This is a genomic window from Rhizobium sp. Leaf371 (assembly GCF_001424045.1).
GTDB lineage: Bacteria > Pseudomonadota > Alphaproteobacteria > Rhizobiales > Rhizobiaceae > Ferranicluibacter.
In genome coordinates this window covers 1,019,214-1,039,298 of record NZ_LMQB01000001.1, presented here as the reverse complement: position 1 = coordinate 1,039,298, position 20,085 = coordinate 1,019,214, and the positions used below count along the sequence as shown (strand labels likewise).

Here is a 20,085-nt window from a genome sequence, read left to right as displayed (position 1 = left end):
CACCTTGGTCTGAAGACAAGCAGCTTGAAAAGGCGCGGCGAGGACGGCAAGCGCGACGGCCCGAAAGCCGGCCGCTCAAAGCCAGAAGAACAGCAATTCCTGAAGGGCATCCGTCGCGCGGCTCGTCAGCGAGCCCGCCTCGACGGAAGCTGCCGCTTTCAAGGGAACCTCGCGCAGAAGGTGATCGCCGTTCCAGATCCGCAGCGTGGCTGCGACATCCCCGGCGCGCACGGGAACGGTCAGAGGCCAGCGGTAGACCACGCGTGCGGAAAGCTTCGCCGGCGTTTTCACCGGCAGCAGAATATCGACCGGTCCGGCGGTCACCAATCCCACGGTCGGACGGTCGCCACCATAGACGCTCGCCTCCGCGACGAGCTCGCTTTCGGCAAACAGGCGCTTCTCCGAAAACTGCGTCATCGCCCAGTCGAACACGCGCTTTGCCTCGGCGGTCCGATCCTTGTCCGTCTGCAACCCGTTCAGCGCCAGATCGACCCTTCGCCCATCCCGCGCCATCGACGCGACGATCCCGTAGCCATAGCCTTCGGCAAAGCCGGTGACGTAACCATCGACGCCGATCTCGGCGGAGATCAGCGGATTGCGGTTTCTCTGGCGGATCTTGTTCCATTCGAACTCCGCCTGCCGGAACAGCGAGACATCGTCCGGATAGGCGGACCGCACATGGCGCGCGAGGGTGACGAGATCGCGCATAGTGGTGAGATTGCCCGCGGCCGGAAGGCCTGTCGGATTGGCGAATGTCGAGGCTTTCAAGCCGATCTCACGCGCCCGCGCGGTCATGCGTTCGGCGAATTTGCCCTCGCTGCCGACCATGCCTTCCGCCAGCACGATGCAGGCGTCGTTGGCATATTGCACGACGATGCCTTGCAGCAGATCCCCGACCGAAACGCGCGAATTCAATGCCGCAAACATCGTCGATGTGCCCGACGGTGCACCGCCGGTTCGCCAGGCATGTTCACTGACCGGAAAAAACGTGTCGCGCGCGAGGCTTCCATCCTTCAACGCGGAAAGCACCAGCTCCACGGTCATCAGTTTCGCCATGGATGCCGGCGGTACGGCTTCGTCTGCGGCTTTCGAGAGGAGCACCGTGTCGGTCAGCGCGTCGATCACCAGGGCCTGGCGTGCCTTGGTCTCGAATTCCTGCGCTTGTGAAGCCGACCCGGAAAATGCCAGCGCCATCGCGACAGCGAGCATACCGCCCCATTGCCAACGCCTCACGAGGCGTCCCCACGTGCGGCGACGTTTCGGTCGGGCCTAGCGGGCGCTGCGCTTGGCATGGGCCATGATCGCGGACGAGGTAAGCGCATGCGGATCGACCATGATCGCATCGAAGGCGGTTTCCGACGTGCTGACGCGCGCCTCGACATAGGCGGCGGCATAGAGTGCGCCATTCCCCGACTTCCCGAAATTGCCCGGGCGCTCCACAGGGATGGGACCGATGTCCGGAAGCGTCACGAACGCCTCCAGAGCCTCCATGGCGCCCGGCGCGCGAAGCACGTGATCCGGCTCAGCGAGCGCGGTCATGGAAGAGCCACGGTCAAGCGACGGAGCGGCGGACGGCGACGGGCGCATGCGGACTGCCTGTGCCGATGCCTTGGCCGGAATGGAAACGGTGCCCAGATCGGCCGAACCGAGATTGCGCACCTGCCGCGCCAGCGGTTCGTTTGAAGCAACCATAACGCCGGAAGCAATCTGGCCCTCCGGCGCAATTCCGGGAACGCGGCTCCCCTTGGACGCATAGGACGCCATCAGATAGGGCATGTCATTGCCTTCGAGCGGCGCGCGGCCGACATACTGGACGCGCACCTGGGCGCTGCCCTTGCGCTTGATGTCGAGGAGATCGGCCGTCTTCGAAGACACGTCGATGATCCGTCCGAACTCATAGGGTCCGCGATCGTTGACACGGACGATGACCGACGACCCATTCTCGACATTGGTCACGCGCGCATAGCTCGGCAATGGAAATGTGGGGTGCGCGGCAGAGAGATGCGCCGTATCGTAGACTTCGCCGTTGGCGGTCAGCCGGCCATGAAATGCCGATCCATACCAGGACGAGATGCCAGTCTTATTGTAGCTGAAATCTTCCTTCGGCGTGTACCACTTGTCCTTGACCTTGTAGGGCTTGCCGACCTGATAGCGTCCGCCGCCTTTCGGAATATTCTTGCCGTCGGCGACACGGGGGCTCGCTTTGACGCCGTAGACGGATTCCGGAAAATACTCCTTGCTGCGCTTCTTGGGTGCATCGACCTTGCCCGTCGTGCCGCAGGACGTCAGCACAAGACAAATAGCCGGAACGGCGGCGAAACCTGCGCCCTTCACCAGGAAACGTGCGTATTGTCTGAAAGTCATGTGTCCCACATTGCCGCTGTCTGACGAAACCGGAGCACCCCTGCCCCTCGCGGGCGAGCCGGTCGTACCAAAAAGATACAGTCGTCAAAAATGACAGCAACATGGCATAAATGCGAACGCGGTCGTCGCGCCGCCAACGGAATTGCCTTTTATGGTTAATGCTTGGTTACGATGATAGGCTGCCGCACTCAGCAGACATACTCGATGATCGTATAATTGACGCCCACGATCCGGCCGCCGGGATCGCGGACGAAGGACGGGATGTATTGTTCGTCAGGAGGCACGCAGATTTCGGCGCGCTGGTCAGAAACGGTGGCGTCCGCCGGAGCCGAAGGCCTGATTCCCGCCAGTGCAACATCGGCATAGAGGCTTGAATCCAGATTGCCTAAGGCAGCAACAGCCGGCTGCGACAAAGCAACACCCAGGACGAGAGCCGAGATAGTCATGACAGTCCGCATCGCTCATCTCCATCGTTACGGTTTATCCTCCGCAGCAACACGTTCCGTCGATTTTTGTTCCAGACACCATCCCGATACCCGCACCCCGGCCCCTCGCCTTCCCTTCATCCCGCAAAACCCACCGACCACACAGGTAAACCCCGAGTTGACGACCTGCCCGCCAACCGCTAATCCCATCACACCCTCGAACGACGTCAGCTTCCGGAAGAGTGTCCGAGTGGTTTAAGGAACCGGTCTTGAAAACCGGCGTGCGTGAAAGCGTACCGTGGGTTCGAATCCCACCTCTTCCGCCAGAACCCTATGATAGCGTTAATCAAAATCGGGTGACGAGTTTTCCGGAATTCCCGAGGCTCCCGCAACATTGTGAACATATTCTGCAACAATGCTGCAACTGCAGACGTGTTGCAAAACGCTCGATTCGCTATTGCATGTGAGAATCGGAGTTTGACCTATGCGTACAACGCTCCAAGCATGAAAAAGCCGCGGGTTATTGGGCTGGAACCCTACCGCGGCTTCTTGGAGATTGTTCAATGGTAGTGAACGCGTGCAATGAAAGTGTAAAGGCCGGCGGAAACGATCTGTCGGATTTGGCGACGGCTCTGATCGGGTTCGAGACCCGCTATGCCGAGGCGAGCCGACAGGCGGCGGAAGCGCGGGCGAAGAAGGCTCCCCTTGGAGCCGTCCATCCCGCAATGATCGATCCTCATTCCTTTGCCGCCCGTCGCCGCCAAGAGGCGATCGAACTTCGCCGCGCGGTTCGCGATCGGCTGGAGAGTGGCTACAAGCTACCCTTCGACCAACACATCGCGGGACGTTGGCGGCGCGCATTTGTCGAGGACGGTCTACGATCGGAGGATGATCCCGTCCTCAAGTTGTTCGTCACGCTGGTACCCAAAGGGGGTAAGGCAAGGGCGTCGAACGACAAGGCGACGCTCGACGTCCAGTCCCGTTCCAAGCTTCTGACCTTGGACTATCCGTATGTAGAACTGAACAAGGAGTTTCTCGGCGCGATCCGTATCGACTGCGACGGCGTGTTCATGTCCCCGGAGCACCTACTTCATGCGCTTGGGGAGCTGGTCCGTGAAGGACAAGTTCCATGCCTGCCACACGTCATCGTCGGCGACCTCCTCGATGACGGTACCTATCGCCGCCCGCATCTCATCTTCCTGCTGCCGCCCGGGACTGCAGTATGGAAGTCCGAGGATAGACGTTGCCGTCGTGATATCGTCCGCCTGTTCCTTGGGGTCTCCAATGGGCTGACCAAGGCCTTGCTTTCCATTGGAGCGGACCCGGGCGCGCCTGCGACGACCATGCGGATGAAGAACCCTTTGTCCCCAATCTGGCATACGCTCACACCGAACCGGCACACCATGCCGACGCTCTCGGAGTACGCCAACTGGGTCGATACGGGATCGAGCCGTGAGGCACTGGTGCGGAAGGCAGCGGCTATCCAGTCGGGTATGAGCCTGAAGACTTCGAACATCGCTTTCAACACGCTGCGCGAACGGGCGGTAGCCTTGCTGATCGAATGGCACTTTGCCGCCGATGTCCGGATGAAAGGATCGACGGCCGCGCTCGCCGATCATCTTCACGTGGCGCTTGAAGGTTTTGCCCGGACGATGGAACTGGATGACCCGCGCCTGTCCTATGTCATCGCCAAGGTCGCCGATCGCCTCGCGATGGATTTCGACCCCGTAAAGCTTCAAGGTAAAAAGAACCGGCAGCGTCTCCTTCACGTCACTGAGGGGATGAAGGATGTCCGGGATCGGCAGCGGGCGGGTGCCGAATATTCTCAGGGCGTCAGGCGAGAGCGGAGTCTTGAAAAGCTCATCAAGGCCTATTCCGACATTGTTGAGCGGTCGGAGACGGTTAGCGTCGAGAAGCTGGCATCCCGCGCGGGCGTGTCTCGTGCAACGGCCTATCAGCACTTCGATACCTGTCAACAAATCTGTCTGGGTCGGTGTATAGATAAAAAGCTAGGCGTAGCCACGCCAGACACCAATCTGAACCAACTTCCTTGCTCGACGGTGGAGATGGAGATTCCTGCCCCAACCGCGATTGTCGATGGAGACCAGCAGCCCGCTCCAATGACAGGTGCTCTCGTCATGCAGGGCCATTTAAATCCGATTGAGAAGCGCACAGTCGGGGGCGAGGCACAGAAGGGGCAGTTTCGTAGCCGCCAGATGCCCTCCGAGAGTTTGGAGGTGTCTGACATAGTTTCCAGCGCGCAACCCTATCTGGCGGGCCTGCAAACCGCAAATTCAGGCGCACAGTAATAACGGCGCTCATTGGCGCTGGCCTAGTCCCGGACATGTTTTCATGTCCGGGGTGCGGGATAATAATGGGCGTTACGATCCGTCAAGTTGTCGCCATCGCGACCAAGGCTCGGCTTCGCCTGCGCCCGCACCACCCGCTCGCCGAAACTGGACGGCTCTCCACTCCCGCATGGGATCGTTCGATTTTCGAACCGATGCCGATAGTTCGAAAGTCGAACGGATGGCAGAAGTTCGAAAATCGAATGAACGCTTGAGTTCGCCAGCCGCGGCGACCGTCATGTACAAATACATGATATTTCGGCCCGTGATGTCCCTGCAGAAGCCCATGGTTCGACATTCGAAACGATCGTTTCGAGTTTCGAAGTGAGTAGTTCGAGTTTCGATCTCTTCCATTCGAAGTTCGAAACTTCGAAGACCATCGTCGCCACGGTTCAAAACAGGCCAAAACCCGAAGCGTATTTGCGCCGGCGGAATCCCCAGCCCATCATTTCGTGAGACAACAGAGAGGGAAAGAGCCAGCAATGCCTTGTGTCTACGACACCAGGCGCTGGTCAGGGGAAGCAAGCTCCCCCGTGAACCCCCTCGGCCCCTGTATGGGGCCTGTAGATGGGAGGGACGCATGCGCGCCAGGATCGTCCGGGTTCGGACCACCGACACGGAATTCTCGAGAATGAAAGACATCGCCACAGCGCGAGGTCTTTCGATTTCCGAACTGATCCGTCGCGCCGCCCTCGGCACCCGTATGCCCGCCCGGACATTTGATGCCAATCATGCTGTCGTGCTTGCCCGGACGTTGAGCGAGATTGGCCGTGTCGGTGGAAATTTGAACCAACTGGTGCGGCTCGCCAACTCCGGACAGATCGCTGGCCGCGACGAAGAACTCTCCCTTGTCCTTGCTGATGTTGATGCCGTCCGGTTTCGTCTCCGGGAGCTGCTGACATGATCGTGCAGACGACGCGCATCCGTCGCGATGGCGGCGTTCGGTACCTCGCCCGTCATTTACTGGACAAGGTGGACGAGAACGAACGTATTGACGTTTTGTCGGGGGATCGCCAGGCGCTTTACGACGCCCACGCGCTCGCATCGGCGAAAGGCTGCAGATACAGTGTCCGCCACCTTTCGGTCTCGCCCGAGCGCGCGATGTCGCCCGTACAGTTGTCGGCCTTTATCCGGGCGATCGACGACGAGTTCGGGATCGGCGGAGATCGCCCGCGCCTCGTCGTCCGACACGTCAAGGAAGGGCGGGCGCACTTCCATGTCGCGGTGGCCGAGGTTGATCCTACCACCTTCCGGGTTCTTGATTGCCGCAACGATTTCGCCCGCCTCGAAGCTGTCGCTCGTCAATACGAGGCTGATCGCGGGGAAACAGTTCAGCCGGCACGTGCCGAAAGACGCCATCGTCGGACGGAGGGATTTTCAGACGTCGCCCGCAAGCGCGCCGAGCGTGAAAACCAAGGCTTCGATCGGACGGAACTGAAGGCAGCCTTTGCTCAAGGACGCGCAGCCTTCAACGTGGAATTGGATCGTCAGCGGCTCGTCATCGCAAATGGCGAGCAGGGGCACATCCTTACGACGACCGGCGGCGCGTTCGTCGCCGCAGCCAGTCGCGCGGTTGGTGTCCGACGTGCCGAGTTCCAGAATTTCATGAAAACGGAGTTTGCCCATGAACAATTTATCGGAAGCCAGCATGGACGTCCTGAACATCGTCTCGAAGACGGAGACGTCTGTAGCGCGCCTCTTGCCTCTTCTCTCGTTGCTCGAAACGCCGGAACAGCCCGACCGGCTCGGTCAAATGCTACAGGTGCTGCACCTGATCTTGGACATGCAGCAACAACAAGCAGCGGCCCTGAAATCCTGCGCCGATCGGCTCGACCGGTTGGCGCGTCGGTAGCCTCTGGGCGACGTCGGGAGCAACTGGAGCTTCATCGCATCGGAAAGATGGACCTCGATGACCTGCTGAGGCGCGCGCGAGACCTCGCTGCGTGGATGACGTCTCTTTTCGAGCCGCAGACTGCGCGCCTGGCCCGACAGATCGCCGATGTCCGCAAGCGGAAATCATTTCCACCTGACGAGCCGAGCCAGGCATCGATTCCATCTCACAGCTATCTAAGGAGACCCCATCAATGAAAGACGCCAACTCCCGACAGAGATGTCGCCGCCGGTCGTGTTACGATCGGCTCCGGATGCGCATGATCGAGCGTCGCCGAGCCAGACGCGCGAACCCAGCGCAATCTGCAGCTCTACAGCTCCTGGCGTTGTTTTCGTTTGTCGTGCGCGGTGCCTCGTCAGCGGCGTTACCGCAGCCGAGTTACACGCCACCGCCGATGTCGCCGCGGCACGCTCAGCGTCTTGAATTGGCCCGACGCCTCGACGTCGCGCCCCGTTACGTTGATATCGTGTTGTCGCAAGGTGCGGTCCCTTATGCCCGACTGTTCGAAGACGTCCGCCGCGGCGGCATCGCCCGTCGAGACGCCATGTCGGAACTTCGGAAACGTGTCCCCGAGGCCTCACTCGATTGGCTGGATTACATTCAGAAATGGGAACGATGGTCAGAGCTCGTTCGATGCCACGTACCCAATGAGCGGGAGGACCTCACAGAAGTCAGGGTCTTGGAGTCGACACTGCGTTGGCTTGAACATCTGAGGGGCAACTCCCCTGGTCGGCCCGGCGCAATGCTCGAAACGACCGGCGTCGATACCGACCCACAAAAACCGAAGGTTTGAAATCGTCCGCGTAGATTTCGGAAGATGACGTTCCACATTCGATCCGATAGGTATGAATTCACGACAACCGTGAATTTCATTGGATGCAGGATGCGCCATGGTAATACCGAACTACGAGACACTGATGCTTCCGGTGCTGAAGTTGTTCGCCGAGGGTGCGCCCAATGTAGCTGCTTGCATCCCTGTTCTGCAAAAGCAGTTTGATATCTCGGATGAAGTAGCCTCGGAATTGATCCCGAGCGGCACGGCGACGGTACTGCAGAGCCGCGCCCATTGGGCGAGGACCTATCTTGCAAAGGCTGGCCTGTTGATGTCGCCGCGCCGAAATCTCCACATCGTGACCGATCTCGGGCGACAGGTTCTGGCCTCGCAGCCTGAACGGATCGACAATGAGACGCTGGCAGGTTTCGAAGGCTTCAGGGACTGGATCGAGCGTTCCAGGCAGCGTGACGGTGGGGACGTTGCGGTTCCTCAATCCACCCTCGCGACCGTTGCCATGGATTCCGCGCCGATCGACGAAAGACAGACTCCGGAAGACGCCATGGCCGCGGCCTCGGGTCTTCTGGATGCCGCCGTCAGAGACGACCTTCTAGCCCTTCTGCAACAGCTCTCTCCGCAGCGTTTTGAACGCCTCATCCTCGATCTACTGATTGCGATGGGCTATGGTGGTGGCGACTTGGCAAATGGCCTTATGACAAAGGCGTCGGGCGATGGTGGTATCGATGGGATCATCCACGAAGACGCTCTTGGCCTGGATGCGGTTTATATTCAGGCCAAGCGATACGCGCCCGAAAACCGCGTCAGTCGCCCCGATGTTCAGCGCTTCATCGGTTCGTTGACGGGCGAAGGCGCGACCAAGGGTGTTTTCGTCACTACGTCTGACTTTTCCAAGGAGGCACACGAATACCTGACCCGGGTCCAGCATCGTGTGGTCTTGATAAATGGTCAGCGCTTGGCGCGCCTGATGATCCAACATGGCGTCGGTGTCCGTGTTCGTCAGACCTATAAGGTCCAAAGCATTGACGAGGACTATTTCGCTGATGTGACCGGTTGACCAGACGCCGGAATGGAAGACGCCGATTGATCAATGACGACTCGACTCTGTTTGGTTAGAAATCGGTCAAATTCCTGTCTCAACCAACAGTGATGAGGCAGAACAAAAGCATAGCGTGGGGGAAGACGTCGTATGAATGCCGTCGAAATCGAAGAAGCCGTATCAGCGCTTGCTGGTCAGCCGTTTGACACTGCGGAATTTCCGTTTTCCTTTCTTGCGGCCTTTGGCAATAAGGAAACCACGATCAAGCGGCTGCGCACTGCCTCGGCGAATGCGTCTGATGTTGCGGGCGGGGTCCTGCAAAAGAGCAACATCCACATTGCCACCTGTGCCGAAAGCAAGGTAGGCGAAACGCTTGTGGCGCTACGCACCAGCCCGAAGACCGCATCCAACAAGGCGAAGTTCATTCTCGCAACCGATGGCGTCGCCTTTGAGGCCGAAGACCTGACGAGCGGGGAGACGGTCGTTTGCGACTACCCGCAGTTCCCGGATCACTTCGGGTTCTTCCTTCCTTTGGCGGGTATCACTACGGTCAAGCAAATCCGCGAGAGCTCATTCGACATTCGGGCCACGGGACGTTTGAACAAGCTCTATGTGGAGCTCCTAAAGGATAACCCCGAGTGGGCGGCCGCAGCACGTCGCCCCGACATGAACCATTTTATGGCGCGACTGATCTTCTGTTTCTTTGCCGAGGATACAGACATTTTCAATGGTGAGGGTGTGTTTACGTCCACTATCGATCAGATGAGCGACCGCGACTCTTCCAATACACATGAGGTCATCGGAACCCTCTTCAGGGCCATGAATACGAAGATTGCGGATCGAACTCAGGCAAACCTTCCAAGGTGGGCGAACGGTTTTCCTTACGTCAATGGTGGCCTCTTTTCTGGAAGCACTGAGGTCCCAAGATTCAGCAAAATTGCCAGGTCCTATTTGCTGCATATCGGCGGCCTGAACTGGAAACTCATAAACCCCGATATCTTCGGGTCTATGATTCAGGCCGTTGCAGACGATGACGAGCGTGGGGCACTCGGCATGCACTACACCAGCGTGCCGAATATCCTGAAGGTTTTGAATCCTCTCTTTCTCGACGATTTACGCGAGAAGCTGGCGGATGCCGGTGATAACGCGCGCAAACTGCTGAACCTCAAGAACCGAATGTCCCGGATCAGAGTCTTCGATCCAGCCTGCGGCTCCGGCAATTTTCTGGTCATCGCTTATAAGCAGATGCGGGAGATAGAGGCGGAGATTAACAAGCGCCGCGGCGAGCCCGACCGACGAACAGAGATACCCCTCACGAATTTCCGGGGGATCGAACTGCGCGACTTTCCGGCTGAGATTGCCCGCCTCGCTTTGATAATTGCCGAATATCAGTGCGATGTTCTCTATCGTGGGCAGAAGGAAGCACTTATCGAGTTCTTGCCGCTAGATGCTGAGAATTGGATCGTCTGTGGCAATGCGCTGCGCCTAGACTGGTTCAGCGTCTGTCCGCCGACCGGCACAGGCGTGAAGCTACACGGGGATGACTTATTCCAAACGCCTCTTGATCAGGCGCAAATCGATTTTGAGAATGAAGGTGGTGAAACGTATATCTGCGGTAACCCGCCATATCTTGGTCGCAGAAATCAGTCAGCCGAGCAAAAAAGCGAGATCAAGACGGTATTAAAAGATTTAAAGTCCAGCGCGTCGCTCGACTACGTTTTTTGTTGGGTTGAAAAAGCTGCAGATTACATAAAAAGGAATTCTGGAGAATTCGCTTTTGTAACGACAAATTCCGTTGCCCAAGGTACCCAAATTCCGATCTATTGGCCTCATCTTTTCTCAATGGGATTAGAAATTAATTTCGCTCATCGTTCGTTCCCTTGGAGTAACAACGCTTCTGCCAACGCAGGTGTGACGTGCGTTATATTAGGCATCGGCCGCTCTCGCGTTCGTAAATATATTTTTGATGACGAACAGCGTCACGAGGTTAAAACGATAAATCCGTATCTTTTGCCTTCTGAGGCTAAAGTGGTCGAAATGCGCAGCAGTCCCATTTCTGCGTTATCTAAGATGAACTACGGGAATCTTCCCGGAGATGGAAATTTTCTTACACTAAATCGTAACGAGCGGGACGCTCTAATTAAAGATAATCCGCGCTTCGAACGCCTGATTATCCCACTTTATGGCGCTCAGGAATTTATCCGTGGCCTGCAGCGCTACTGCCTATGGATCGATGATGACGATCTCGAATTTGCTTTATCGAACGGATTCGTGAGTGAGCGTATAGATTTGGTGCGAAAGACTCGTCAGGAGAGTCCTGACCCGAGCTACAACGCGCTCGTCGGTCGACCTCACCAATTTAGAGATCGAAATCTTGCTCGCGAAATGACAATTATCGCGCCAACTATCTGTTCTGAGACAAGAGAGTTTCTTCCCACAGCGCTTTTCGGAGGACGGACAGGTACAACAAATCAGGCGTACGCGCTGTACGATGCGCCAATATGGAATCTGGCTGTCTTGTCGTCTCGACTTCATATGGTCTGGATTGGGACTGTTTGCGGGAAGCTGAAAACCGATCTTAGGTATTCAAACACACTCGGCTGGAATACATTCCCTGTTCCCCCGTTGACTGAGAAGAACAAGTTTGACCTCACCAATTGCGGCGAGGAAATCCTACTTGCCCGCGAGGCCCATTACCCAGCCACTATCGCAGGCCTTTATGACCCTGATTCCATGCCTGAAAATCTACGCGCTGCCCATCAGCGCAATGATGAGACTTTGGAGCGCATCTACATCGGACGGCGCTTCCGGAATGACACCGAACGCCTAGAAAAGCTCTTTGAGCTTTACACCAAAATGACTGCATCGGACGGCGTCAAGCAAAAGGCGGTGCGCAAGTGAATGCCGAAAGGAGCTATAAGCCTGGTGGAGATGCGAAGGCGATCGCCCGTGTTGCCCGTGAGTACTACGGCAGTTATCGCAACATGTTCGAGGTTCACGGCTGGCCCGAACGCAAAGAGAAGATGATGCCTGCCCAGCAGTCGCGGGTGGTTGAAGCGTATGGTTCGGTTCGGGCTTTTGAGAATGCGCATGCCCGAACATCCGACCTCATGTTTCCAATGCAGGCGATCCGTTCAAAACCGCCAAACGTGTGGCTGACGAGCTTTTACGGTTTCGGTCCGTGGAACTGGGGCTTTCTAGGCTTCACACTTGAGAGCGCTCGACAAAGCTTCATCAAGAACAGTGCGCCCGGTGTTTTGGTCGTCATCTATGGTGCAAGTAAAGCTTCAGAAGCAGAGCGCGGAAACGTCATTGGGGTCTTGCAATGCTCGCACGTGACGGGTCATGCGAAGCAGTTTATGTCCCCGGAGGAATGGCGGAAGAAGGAAGCCAATCCGGATAGCAAGGGCAAATGGGACTATGCTGTAAAGGTTGAGCGCGCATGGCGCGTAACGCCGGAGACCCGGATGCCGGTCAGGGAGTTCGCGCCCGACGCCACTGCCACAGAGGCGTGGCAGCACATTGGCTCCCGAGGTGAAAGACTGACCCCGAGAGAGGCTGAAAACATCCTGAAACTGGACCTCCAAGAGGTTGCGGTTTTTGGTGCGTCTGCGGTGATCCAGTCGGCACCAGCTGGCGCTCGTCATATCCTCGCGCCGAGTAAGGCGGGCCCTGTTTCGCAAAGTGGTTTCACCGTGCGTGAGGCCGAGGGACCTAAGCACCTCTATATTCTAAAGCTCCGGGGGGACGCAGACGCTTTCCTCGGGAAGCAGGCCAACGGGCATATCATCGTCAAAGCCGGCTTTTCCTGCAGCCCGAAGACGCGACGCGACACATTGAATTCCGCCTTTCCGAACTTCAGCTTTGGATGGGAGCTTCTCCACTCTGGGGCGGATCAAGGCATTGATGCGTATCCAACATCCGACCACGCATTAGCAGGCGAGAAGGCGATGCAAACCGTACTGTGTGAAGCTCCACGCTCCCGATCACTCGGCGGTGAATTCTTCCTCGCTCACCCCGACCAAGTCACCAAAGCATGGGAAGTCGGAAACACAGCCGCCAAGGAATTTGTGAAATGACCGGAAAGACCATCCCCTCAGTTTCCATGCGCACAGCAGGCAGTGGTGCTTCGACCAAGGCCAACGAACTTGGTATGCGCACCATGCAGGAGCGTGCCTATGAGCACCGCGGCGAGCAATACCTGTTGATCAAGTCACCGCCCGCCTCTGGCAAATCCCGGGCGCTGATGTTCATCGCCCTCGACAAGCTTCATAATCAGAATGTCCGTAAGGCCATCATCGTGGTTCCAGAACGATCGATCGGCGGCAGCTTTGCCGATGAGCCACTGTCGCGGTATGGGTTCTGGGCAGACTGGACGGTGAAGCCACAATGGAACCTATGCAACGTCGCGGGCATCGAGAATACGTCCGTCGCAAAGTCTAAGGTTAAGGCTGTCGGGCAGTTCCTTGAGAGCGAGGATCGGGTTCTGGTCTGTACGCACGCGACGTTCCGCTTCTCAGTTGAAGAGCTCGGTATCGAAGCATTCGATGACTGCCTTATCGCCGTCGACGAGTTCCATCATGTCAGTTCGAATCCGGATAACAAGCTCGGCGCACAGCTAGGACAGTTTCTGTCTCGCGACCGCGTCCACCTCGTCGCTATGACGGGGTCTTACTTTCGTGGCGATGCCGAGGCCGTACTTGCTCCTCAGGACGAGTCTAAGTTCGTGACCGTCACCTACACATATTACGAACAGCTCAATGGCTACGACCATCTGAAGTCTCTGGATATCGGCTATTTCTTCTATAGCGGCCGATATCTCGACGCGATCACCAAAGTCCTCGACCCCGCTTTCAAGACCATCGTGCATATCCCTAACGTCAACTCTCGGGAGAGCACGAAGGATAAGGTGAAAGAGGTCAACGAGATCATGGACGCGCTCGGCACCTGGGAGGGTGAAGACCGCACCACCGGCTTCCATCTGGTGCGGCTGCCTGAAGGGCGTCTTATCAAGGTCGCCGACCTTGTCGACGATGAACCTGCGCGGCGCGACAAGGTCGTTTCGGCTTTGAAAGACCCCAATCACAAAAACGACCGCGATCATGTCGACATCATCATTGCCCTCGGTATGGCAAAGGAAGGTTTCGACTGGATTTGGTGTGAGCATGCGCTGACAGTAGGCTACCGCGCCAGCTTGACCGAGATCATCCAGATTATTGGCCGCGCCACGCGTGACGCGCCGGGCAAGACGTCTGCTCGGTTCACCAACCTGATCGCCGAACCCGATGCCAGCGAAGAGGCGGTTGTGGACGCCGTCAACGACACGCTGAAGGCAATCGCTGCCAGCCTCCTGATGGAGCAGGTGCTCGCGCCGAAATTCAACTTCACGCCAAAGAATGCAGACAGCGGCCCTCTGCCTGACTTCGACTATGGTGACGGCGGCTACAATCCCAAGGGGACGAACGTCGGCTTCAATGAAGCGACCGGTCAATTCCATTTCGAGATCAATGGTCTTGTCACGCCGCAGAGCAATGAAGCCAAGCGCATCTGCCAAGAAGACCTCAACGAGGTCATCACGGCCTTCGTTCAAGACAAGCCTTCGCTTGAGAAAGGCCTATTTGATGACGAGACAGTGCCTGAGGAGCTGACCCAGGTCCGTATGGGCAAGATCGTCAAGGATCGTTATCCCGACCTGAGTGACGTCGATCAGGAAGCCATTCGGCAGCATGCTATTGCCGCCTTGAACCTGACGCAGAAGGCCAAGGCGGTTGCGGCAGAATTGGAAGACTCCGGGCAATTGACGGGCGGATCGGCCCTGATCGACGGGGTCCGGAAATTCGCGATGGACGTTCGGAATCTCGACATCGATATGATCGACAGGATCAATCCGTTCGAGGCTGCCTATTCGATCCTCGCGAAATCTATGAGCGAACAGACCCTGAAGCAGGTCGCCGCGGTCATCGCCTCCAAGAAGATCAGCATTCCCTACGAAGAGGCCCGAGACCTTGCCCTACGGGCTCGGAAGTTCATGCAGGAGCGTGGCCGCGCTCCGGACATCACGTCGGCTGACGCATGGGAAAAGCGCATGGCAGAAGGTGTGGTCGCTCTCAAGCACCACGTAGAGCAGCAGAAGAATGGTTGACATTTCAGACGACGACCTCCTCGCCGAACTCGGGGCAGCGCCAGAGGCGAAAAAGCAGAACGCCAGGTCGCCCCGCGACGAGCGGATTATTGCAGGATTCGAAGACATTGTGCGCTTCCGTGAGGAGCACGGGCGTGCGCCTCTGCACGGTGAGGATCGCGATATTTTCGAGCGCCTCTATGCCGTGCGACTCGATAGGCTGCGCGCGCAGGAGGACTGCTGCGCCTTGTTGCTTGAATTCGACCGGTACGGCTTGCTGGCAGCCGACCCAGCATCCACGGGTGAAAATGAAGACCTCGATGACGACGCCCTGCTTGCCGAACTGGGCGTCGAGCCGGTCGGCGAGGTGGACCTTACAAACCTCACCCATGTGAAGCCGCGGGCGGAAGTCCGTGCTGCCGAGGAGGTGGCGGATAGGACGCCATGCGTAGACTTCGAGTTCTTCAAATCGCTGTTTACCCGCGTTAAGGATGACCTCGACAGGGCCGCCCGCGAGACCCGGCGGTTTGGTGAAGACGCTGACGTGAAGAAGGGCGAGTTCTTTATCCTCGGCGGTCAGATTGCATTCGTCGCGGACATGGGCGAAGAATTCAGAACGGACTACGGTCGGCTGGATCGGCGGCTTCGCGTGGTTTTCGACAATGGCACCGAAAGCGACCTCCTCCTCAGGTCATTCCAGCGGGCGCTATACAAGGACGACGCCGGACGTCGAATCACCGACCCCAATGCCGGGCCATTGTTCGGTGGGGCTGTCGAGAATGATGACCTGGAGAGCGGCACGATCTATGTGTTACGGAGCAAGTCTAATCATCCTGAAGTCGCCGCCCACCGGGACTTGATCCACAAGGTCGGCGTGACAGGCGGTAACGTCGAAACACGGATCGCGCATGCCGCCTTGGAATCCACATACCTGCTCGCTGACGTTGAGGTTGTGGCGACGTACAAACTATTCAACATCAACCGCAGCAGGCTCGAGAACGTTCTCCATCGGGTGCTCTCGCCTGCCCGACTCGATCTGACGATTCAGGACCGTTTCGGCAATCCAGTGAAGCCGAAGGAATGGTATCTTGTGCCGTTGCAGATCATTGATGAGGTGGTCGCGCGGGTAAAGGATGGGTCGATCACGGGGTATGAATACAATCCTGCTGGGGCAATGTTGGAGCCGATTCAACGGCGTTGAGGGCGCACGGAGTGGCCGAGAACTCCCTCCGTTATGCGGTTGCGTGGTCTTGGCTTCCGCTACTCTCGGGTTTGCCGAATAGATTCTCGCGATGTTCCTCATCGGTGGGGTTAATGTACTTCATGAGAACTGCTACGGTTTTGTGTCCAGACTGCCGCATCAACGTTTTCAGATCAACGCGCCTCGCAGACATCCGACTGAGTGCCTCGTGCCTCAGGTCGTGGATGCGAAGGTCGGGACAGCCAGCAGCCTCCCTTATCTTCTGCCACTCGTGGTCCCGCGAGTCTTTGGTAAACTTAAACACCTTGGCGTCGTCGGGCTCACCTTCCGCAAGGACAGCGAGAGCCTCATATGCTCGGTCAGATAGGGCGACATTCCGAGCTTCACCATTTTTCGTTTTCGGTATTCTAATGAAGCCTTTGGATGCGTTGACCCATTCTGCCAAGATGCTATCGGCTTCGCCTACGCGCATTCCTGTGTCCAGCAACAGCGGGAACAGGCAAGCCCATTGCCTGTTTTGAGGCGTCTCCCCCTTCAGCTGCTCCCAAATGCGTTCTTCCTCGCCCGGGGTAAGTCGTCTCTCGCGGTGACCTTTGGGCTGAGGTATTCCGAACTGAAAATTCCGCATTGCGGCTATCGGATTTTCAGCTGGCACCTTCTTTTCATGAATGAGCCACCGATAGATTGAGCTGAGGGTGTTGAGGTTGTTTCGCACCGTACTTTCGGAGAACTCCTCAAGCCGCCTGTCGCGGTATTCGACGAAATCATCAGAGCTCAACTCGCGAACAGTCTTTGCCGCAAAGTCCTCGCGAGCCAACATGTTCAACATATCCGACTCCTGAGCGGCCCCTTTTTTCCTTGGTGTCACCTTGTCCCTGTAATCCGCAATAGCGTCTCTGAAGGGGCGATCGAAGTATCCTTTCGATGCACCTGGTTTTGGATCGAGCCGAGGGTCTTTCCACGTCCCGAGCCGCATTGCAGATTCCGTCGCGTCGATCCATACTTGCGCATCACGCTTGTTCTTAAAGGTATTTGAGATCGAGCGGGACCTGCATGGCCCCTTAAACGTGTCCGGGAGCCGTGCCGTCACCGTCCATTTGCCTGCGCGTTTCGTGATGCTTGCCATCGAGATTTCTCATTTTCTGCAACAATGCTGCAACATTACACAGAAAATGCCGAAATATGCAAGTTAATCAACGAAATCCCACAGGTCTTGAAAACCGGCGTGCGGGAGACCGTACCGTGGGTTCGAATCCCACCTCTTCCGCCATCCCCGCCTATTGTCCGCTAAGGTACGCTATCGTGCGCGAACACCGCCGATTGCCGCACGGAATCTTCGAACGGCAACGAAGCTGGCCCCTTCACAATGATCGGCGACCAACGTTCGGGCCACGGAGGTTCAGGAAAAATTTGTGCGGCTCAAGCGGAAGTATCGCTTTCGAGAATTCCTCCGACAGGTTCGACAAGATGCTCGAGCAGGCGGCGGGCGCTGCCGGACAGGCTGGCCTGGTCACGGATGCAGATGCGCAAATCGCGGAGCGCCCATTCGTCGGCGAGGGGGACAGTGCCGATTGCCATCGTATGCGCCGCTCGTCGGGCGGTCGTTTCCGGCACAATCCCGATGCCAACACCGGCTTCGACCATGAGACATACGGCGTCGAAGCTTCGGAGCTGGACGCGAAGCCGCAGTCTGCGTCCGAACCGAGCGGCGCGACCAATGAGGAAGCGCTGAAGGGCACTGGCGCGATCGAGGCCCACGAAATCTCGATCGAGTGCGTCGACAAAGGCTAGGGACGATCGATCGGAAAAGCGGTCGCCGCGTGGCAGCACGACCACAAACCGATCCGACCGAAACGGCAACACCTGAAGCGTGCCGGTATCGACCGTTCCGGCTACGATACCGAGGTCGGCGATCCCTTCGGCGACGAGGCCGACGATCTCGTCGCTCAAGCGCTCCTGAAGGTCCACCGTCGTACCAGGAAAGGCTGCGAGGAAACGGCCGAGTGCTGCCGGCAGGAATTCGGTCAGCGCATTGGTGTTGGACAAGAGCCTGACGTGGCCGCCCGTTCCATCCGCGTAGGTCGCCATGTCCTCGTGCATCCGGTCCGCCTCGGCCAACAGGCTGCGGGCATGTAGAAGCAGAGCTTCGCCGGCCCTCGTGAGCGTGACACCCTGGCGACTACGCGCCATGAGTTGCGTTCCCAGAATATCTTCAACACCGCGCAGCCGCGTGCTGGCAGCGGCCAGAGCCGTGTTCGCACGCACAGCGCCGGCGGTGATGCTGCCAGATTCGGCGATATGCCGGAACAAGGAGAGATCGTTGAGATCAAGGCGACGCATGAGATCCTTTAGGTTTGACGAAGGATGATATCAGATATCGCAGATTTTCAAAGGTCATGACTTGCTCCATCCTTCGTATCTGGGAAAGTCGGAGATGCGAGGGCACGGTGCAAGAAATTTGGTTGCCAGTCGGGCTTGTCAGCATCACTGTCGGCCTCTGGGCGGTGGGACGATTGCCCGAATACCTTACGGCATTGTTGTTTTTTGCCGCCGCCATGGTGCTGAATGCTGCGCCGGCTGACGTTGTCTTTGCCGGGTTTCTATCTTCCGCCTTTTGGCTGGTGCTCAGCGGCTTTGTCCTCGGTGCCGCGATCCGCAAAGTCGGCTTGGCCGATCGCGCCGCCCGCTCTCTCTCCACGTATTTGTGCGGCTCCTGGCTGTGTATGGTCGGCGGCGTCGTCCTGCTGACCTACGCGCTCGCGTTCGTCATGCCATCCAACATGGGTCGTATCGCTTTGCTGATGCCGGTCGTCATGGCGCTGGCGGACAGGGCCGGACTGGCAGATGGTGGTCGCGGTCGCATCGGGCTAGCCCTCGCGGTCGGATTTGGCACATTTCAGCTATCGGCCAGCATCCTGCCTGCCAACGTCCCTAATCTTGTCATGGCCGGAACCGCGGAAACAACGTTCGGCATCCACCTTTCGTATCTTCCCTATCTGCTTCTTCACGCACCGGTGCTCGGCCTGCTAAAGGGTACAGTTCTGGTCGGTTGCATTTGCTTTCTCTTTCCGGCCCAGCCGAAAAGGCCGGCGACCATAGAGACGTCATCGTCTCTAACCTTGCCGGAGATCCGGCTCGGACTCCTCCTGCTCGCTACATTGGCGCTTTGGATGACCGATGCCCTCCATGGAATCGGACCGGCGTGGATCGGGCTTGCGGCAGCCTGCATTTGCCTTCTGCCACGCATCGGCTTCTTGACCGGTGAAGACTTCGCGTCCGGTGTCAATTTTCGCACCTGTATCTACATCGCCGGCATTCTGGGTCTCGCGGCATTTGTCACGCATACCGGCCTTGGCGACATGATCGGTCGGTTTCTTCTCGCGGTCCTGCCGCTGGACCCGGAGCGGCCTGCGTCGAATTTCGGCACGCTGGTGGGTCTGAACACTGCGCTCAACTTCGTCGTCACTGCCAACGGCGTACCCGCCTTGTACACGCCGCTCGCCCGAACACTGGCAGATGGCTCAGGCCTGCCTCTTTTGACAGTGCTGATGGTGCAAGTCATCGGGTACGCGACGCCGCTCTTGCCGTACCAGGCATCGCCCATCGTCGTCGCTATGGGCATGGGCGAGGTGCCGGCCCGCGACGGGATCATTCTGTGTCTGACGCTTGCCACCCTGACATTCGCTGTGCTCGTGCCCCTCGACTACTTGTGGTTTCGAATGCTCGGGCTGATGCATGGATAGTCGCGGGTCGCCGATCCAAAGGTCAAGCACACGGGGCCCATATCGACACTGGGCCGAAGTCCATCTCGAAGGCGCTCTGCCGCTGGACCTGACAACACGGGCTCACGTTAGACGTCATCCGATCAAATTTACCTTCGGCGAGAGCTCGAACACCCGCCCTCCT

14 protein-coding genes and 1 tRNA gene are annotated in these 20,085 nt (G+C 57.9%); 10 read left to right on the top strand and 5 right to left on the bottom strand.

Annotation, left to right across the window (positions count from 1 at the left end):
• Positions 1–75: 75 nt before the first annotated feature.
• The 3 genes from ASG39_RS04590 to ASG39_RS04580 form a co-directional block, all read right to left on the bottom strand.
• Complete coding sequence (locus ASG39_RS04590; RefSeq protein ID WP_244481113.1) at positions 76–1,233, bottom strand: D-alanyl-D-alanine carboxypeptidase family protein; 1,158 nt, start codon at positions 1,231–1,233, stop codon at positions 76–78.
• Between the two features lie 36 nt (positions 1,234–1,269).
• Positions 1,270–2,364 carry a septal ring lytic transglycosylase RlpA family protein gene (locus tag ASG39_RS04585; RefSeq protein ID WP_062593180.1) on the bottom strand — a complete coding sequence of 365 codons (1,095 nt, stop codon included), beginning with the start codon at positions 2,362–2,364 and terminating at the stop codon, positions 1,270–1,272.
• Positions 2,365–2,552: 188 nt separating this feature from the next.
• Positions 2,553–2,822 (bottom strand): hypothetical protein, encoded by a 270-nt coding sequence (locus tag ASG39_RS04580; RefSeq protein ID WP_062593177.1) that lies wholly within the window; start codon positions 2,820–2,822, stop codon positions 2,553–2,555.
• A 203-nt stretch (positions 2,823–3,025) separates the two neighbouring features.
• Here ASG39_RS04580 and ASG39_RS04575 point away from each other — a divergent pair.
• The 9 genes from ASG39_RS04575 to ASG39_RS04525 all read left to right on the top strand — a co-directional run bounded on the left by ASG39_RS04575 (position 3,026) and on the right by ASG39_RS04525 (position 16,179).
• Positions 3,026–3,115 (top strand) — tRNA-Ser (locus tag ASG39_RS04575).
• Between the two features lie 237 nt (positions 3,116–3,352).
• Positions 3,353–5,098, top strand: a complete 1,746-nt coding sequence (locus tag ASG39_RS04570; RefSeq protein WP_062593175.1) for a TetR family transcriptional regulator — start codon at positions 3,353–3,355, stop codon at positions 5,096–5,098.
• Between the two features lie 619 nt (positions 5,099–5,717).
• A complete protein-coding gene (gene mobC / locus ASG39_RS04565; protein WP_062593173.1) occupies positions 5,718–6,041 on the top strand; it encodes a plasmid mobilization relaxosome protein MobC in 324 nt (107 codons plus the stop codon).
• Complete coding sequence (locus ASG39_RS23650; protein ID WP_156468005.1) at positions 6,038–7,225, top strand: hypothetical protein; 1,188 nt, start codon at positions 6,038–6,040, stop codon at positions 7,223–7,225. Before mobC ends, ASG39_RS23650 begins: the two co-directional genes overlap by 4 nt.
• 693 nt (positions 7,226–7,918) lie before the next feature.
• Positions 7,919–8,875: a restriction endonuclease gene (locus ASG39_RS04545; protein WP_062593166.1), complete on the top strand. Its 957-nt coding sequence runs from the start codon at positions 7,919–7,921 to the stop codon at positions 8,873–8,875.
• Between the two features lie 132 nt (positions 8,876–9,007).
• Positions 9,008–11,758, top strand: a complete 2,751-nt coding sequence (locus ASG39_RS04540; RefSeq protein WP_062593164.1) for a DNA methyltransferase — start codon at positions 9,008–9,010, stop codon at positions 11,756–11,758.
• Positions 11,755–12,936 (top strand): hypothetical protein, encoded by a 1,182-nt coding sequence (locus ASG39_RS04535; RefSeq protein ID WP_062593162.1) that lies wholly within the window; start codon positions 11,755–11,757, stop codon positions 12,934–12,936. The genes ASG39_RS04540 and ASG39_RS04535 overlap by 4 nt, the downstream gene beginning before the upstream one ends.
• Positions 12,933–14,999, top strand: coding sequence for a DEAD/DEAH box helicase (locus ASG39_RS04530; protein WP_062593161.1), 2,067 nt, complete (start codon positions 12,933–12,935; stop codon positions 14,997–14,999). The genes ASG39_RS04535 and ASG39_RS04530 overlap by 4 nt, the downstream gene beginning before the upstream one ends.
• The gene (locus ASG39_RS04525) at positions 14,992–16,179 is read left to right on the top strand and encodes a GIY-YIG nuclease family protein (RefSeq protein WP_062593159.1); all 1,188 of its coding nucleotides are present in this window, start codon (positions 14,992–14,994) and stop codon (positions 16,177–16,179) included. The genes ASG39_RS04530 and ASG39_RS04525 overlap by 8 nt, the downstream gene beginning before the upstream one ends.
• Positions 16,180–16,210: 31 nt before the next feature.
• On the opposite strand, the gene ASG39_RS04520 is transcribed toward ASG39_RS04525, so the two are convergent.
• Together ASG39_RS04520 and ASG39_RS04515 are read right to left on the bottom strand one after the other, a co-directional pair.
• A complete protein-coding gene (locus ASG39_RS04520) occupies positions 16,211–17,305 on the bottom strand; it encodes a site-specific integrase (RefSeq protein WP_062593157.1) in 1,095 nt (364 codons plus the stop codon).
• A gap of 293 nt (positions 17,306–17,598) precedes the next feature.
• Positions 17,599–18,519: a LysR substrate-binding domain-containing protein gene (locus tag ASG39_RS04515; protein WP_062593155.1), complete on the bottom strand. Its 921-nt coding sequence runs from the start codon at positions 18,517–18,519 to the stop codon at positions 17,599–17,601.
• Positions 18,520–18,641: 122 nt separating this feature from the next.
• On the opposite strand from ASG39_RS04515, the gene ASG39_RS04510 reads away from it, so the two are divergent.
• The gene (locus tag ASG39_RS04510; RefSeq protein ID WP_244481112.1) at positions 18,642–19,922 is read left to right on the top strand and encodes an SLC13 family permease; all 1,281 of its coding nucleotides are present in this window, start codon (positions 18,642–18,644) and stop codon (positions 19,920–19,922) included.
• Positions 19,923–20,085: the final 163 nt, after the last annotated feature.

Coding starts and splice junctions, on each gene's coding strand:
- ASG39_RS04540 (WP_062593164.1), top strand. CDS start 9,008: ATGAATGCCGTCGAAATCGAAGAAGCCGTATCAGCGCTTGCTGGTCAG.
- ASG39_RS04570 (WP_062593175.1), top strand. CDS start 3,353: ATGGTAGTGAACGCGTGCAATGAAAGTGTAAAGGCCGGCGGAAACGAT.
- ASG39_RS04525 (WP_062593159.1), top strand. CDS start 14,992: ATGGTTGACATTTCAGACGACGACCTCCTCGCCGAACTCGGGGCAGCG.
- ASG39_RS04545 (WP_062593166.1), top strand. CDS start 7,919: ATGGTAATACCGAACTACGAGACACTGATGCTTCCGGTGCTGAAGTTG.
- mobC (WP_062593173.1), top strand. CDS start 5,718: ATGCGCGCCAGGATCGTCCGGGTTCGGACCACCGACACGGAATTCTCG.
- ASG39_RS23650 (WP_156468005.1), top strand. CDS start 6,038: ATGATCGTGCAGACGACGCGCATCCGTCGCGATGGCGGCGTTCGGTAC.
- ASG39_RS04585 (WP_062593180.1), bottom strand. CDS start 2,364: ATGACTTTCAGACAATACGCACGTTTCCTGGTGAAGGGCGCAGGTTTC.
- ASG39_RS04515 (WP_062593155.1), bottom strand. CDS start 18,519: ATGCGTCGCCTTGATCTCAACGATCTCTCCTTGTTCCGGCATATCGCC.
- ASG39_RS04520 (WP_062593157.1), bottom strand. CDS start 17,305: ATGGCAAGCATCACGAAACGCGCAGGCAAATGGACGGTGACGGCACGG.
- ASG39_RS04580 (WP_062593177.1), bottom strand. CDS start 2,822: ATGCGGACTGTCATGACTATCTCGGCTCTCGTCCTGGGTGTTGCTTTG.
- ASG39_RS04530 (WP_062593161.1), top strand. CDS start 12,933: ATGACCGGAAAGACCATCCCCTCAGTTTCCATGCGCACAGCAGGCAGT.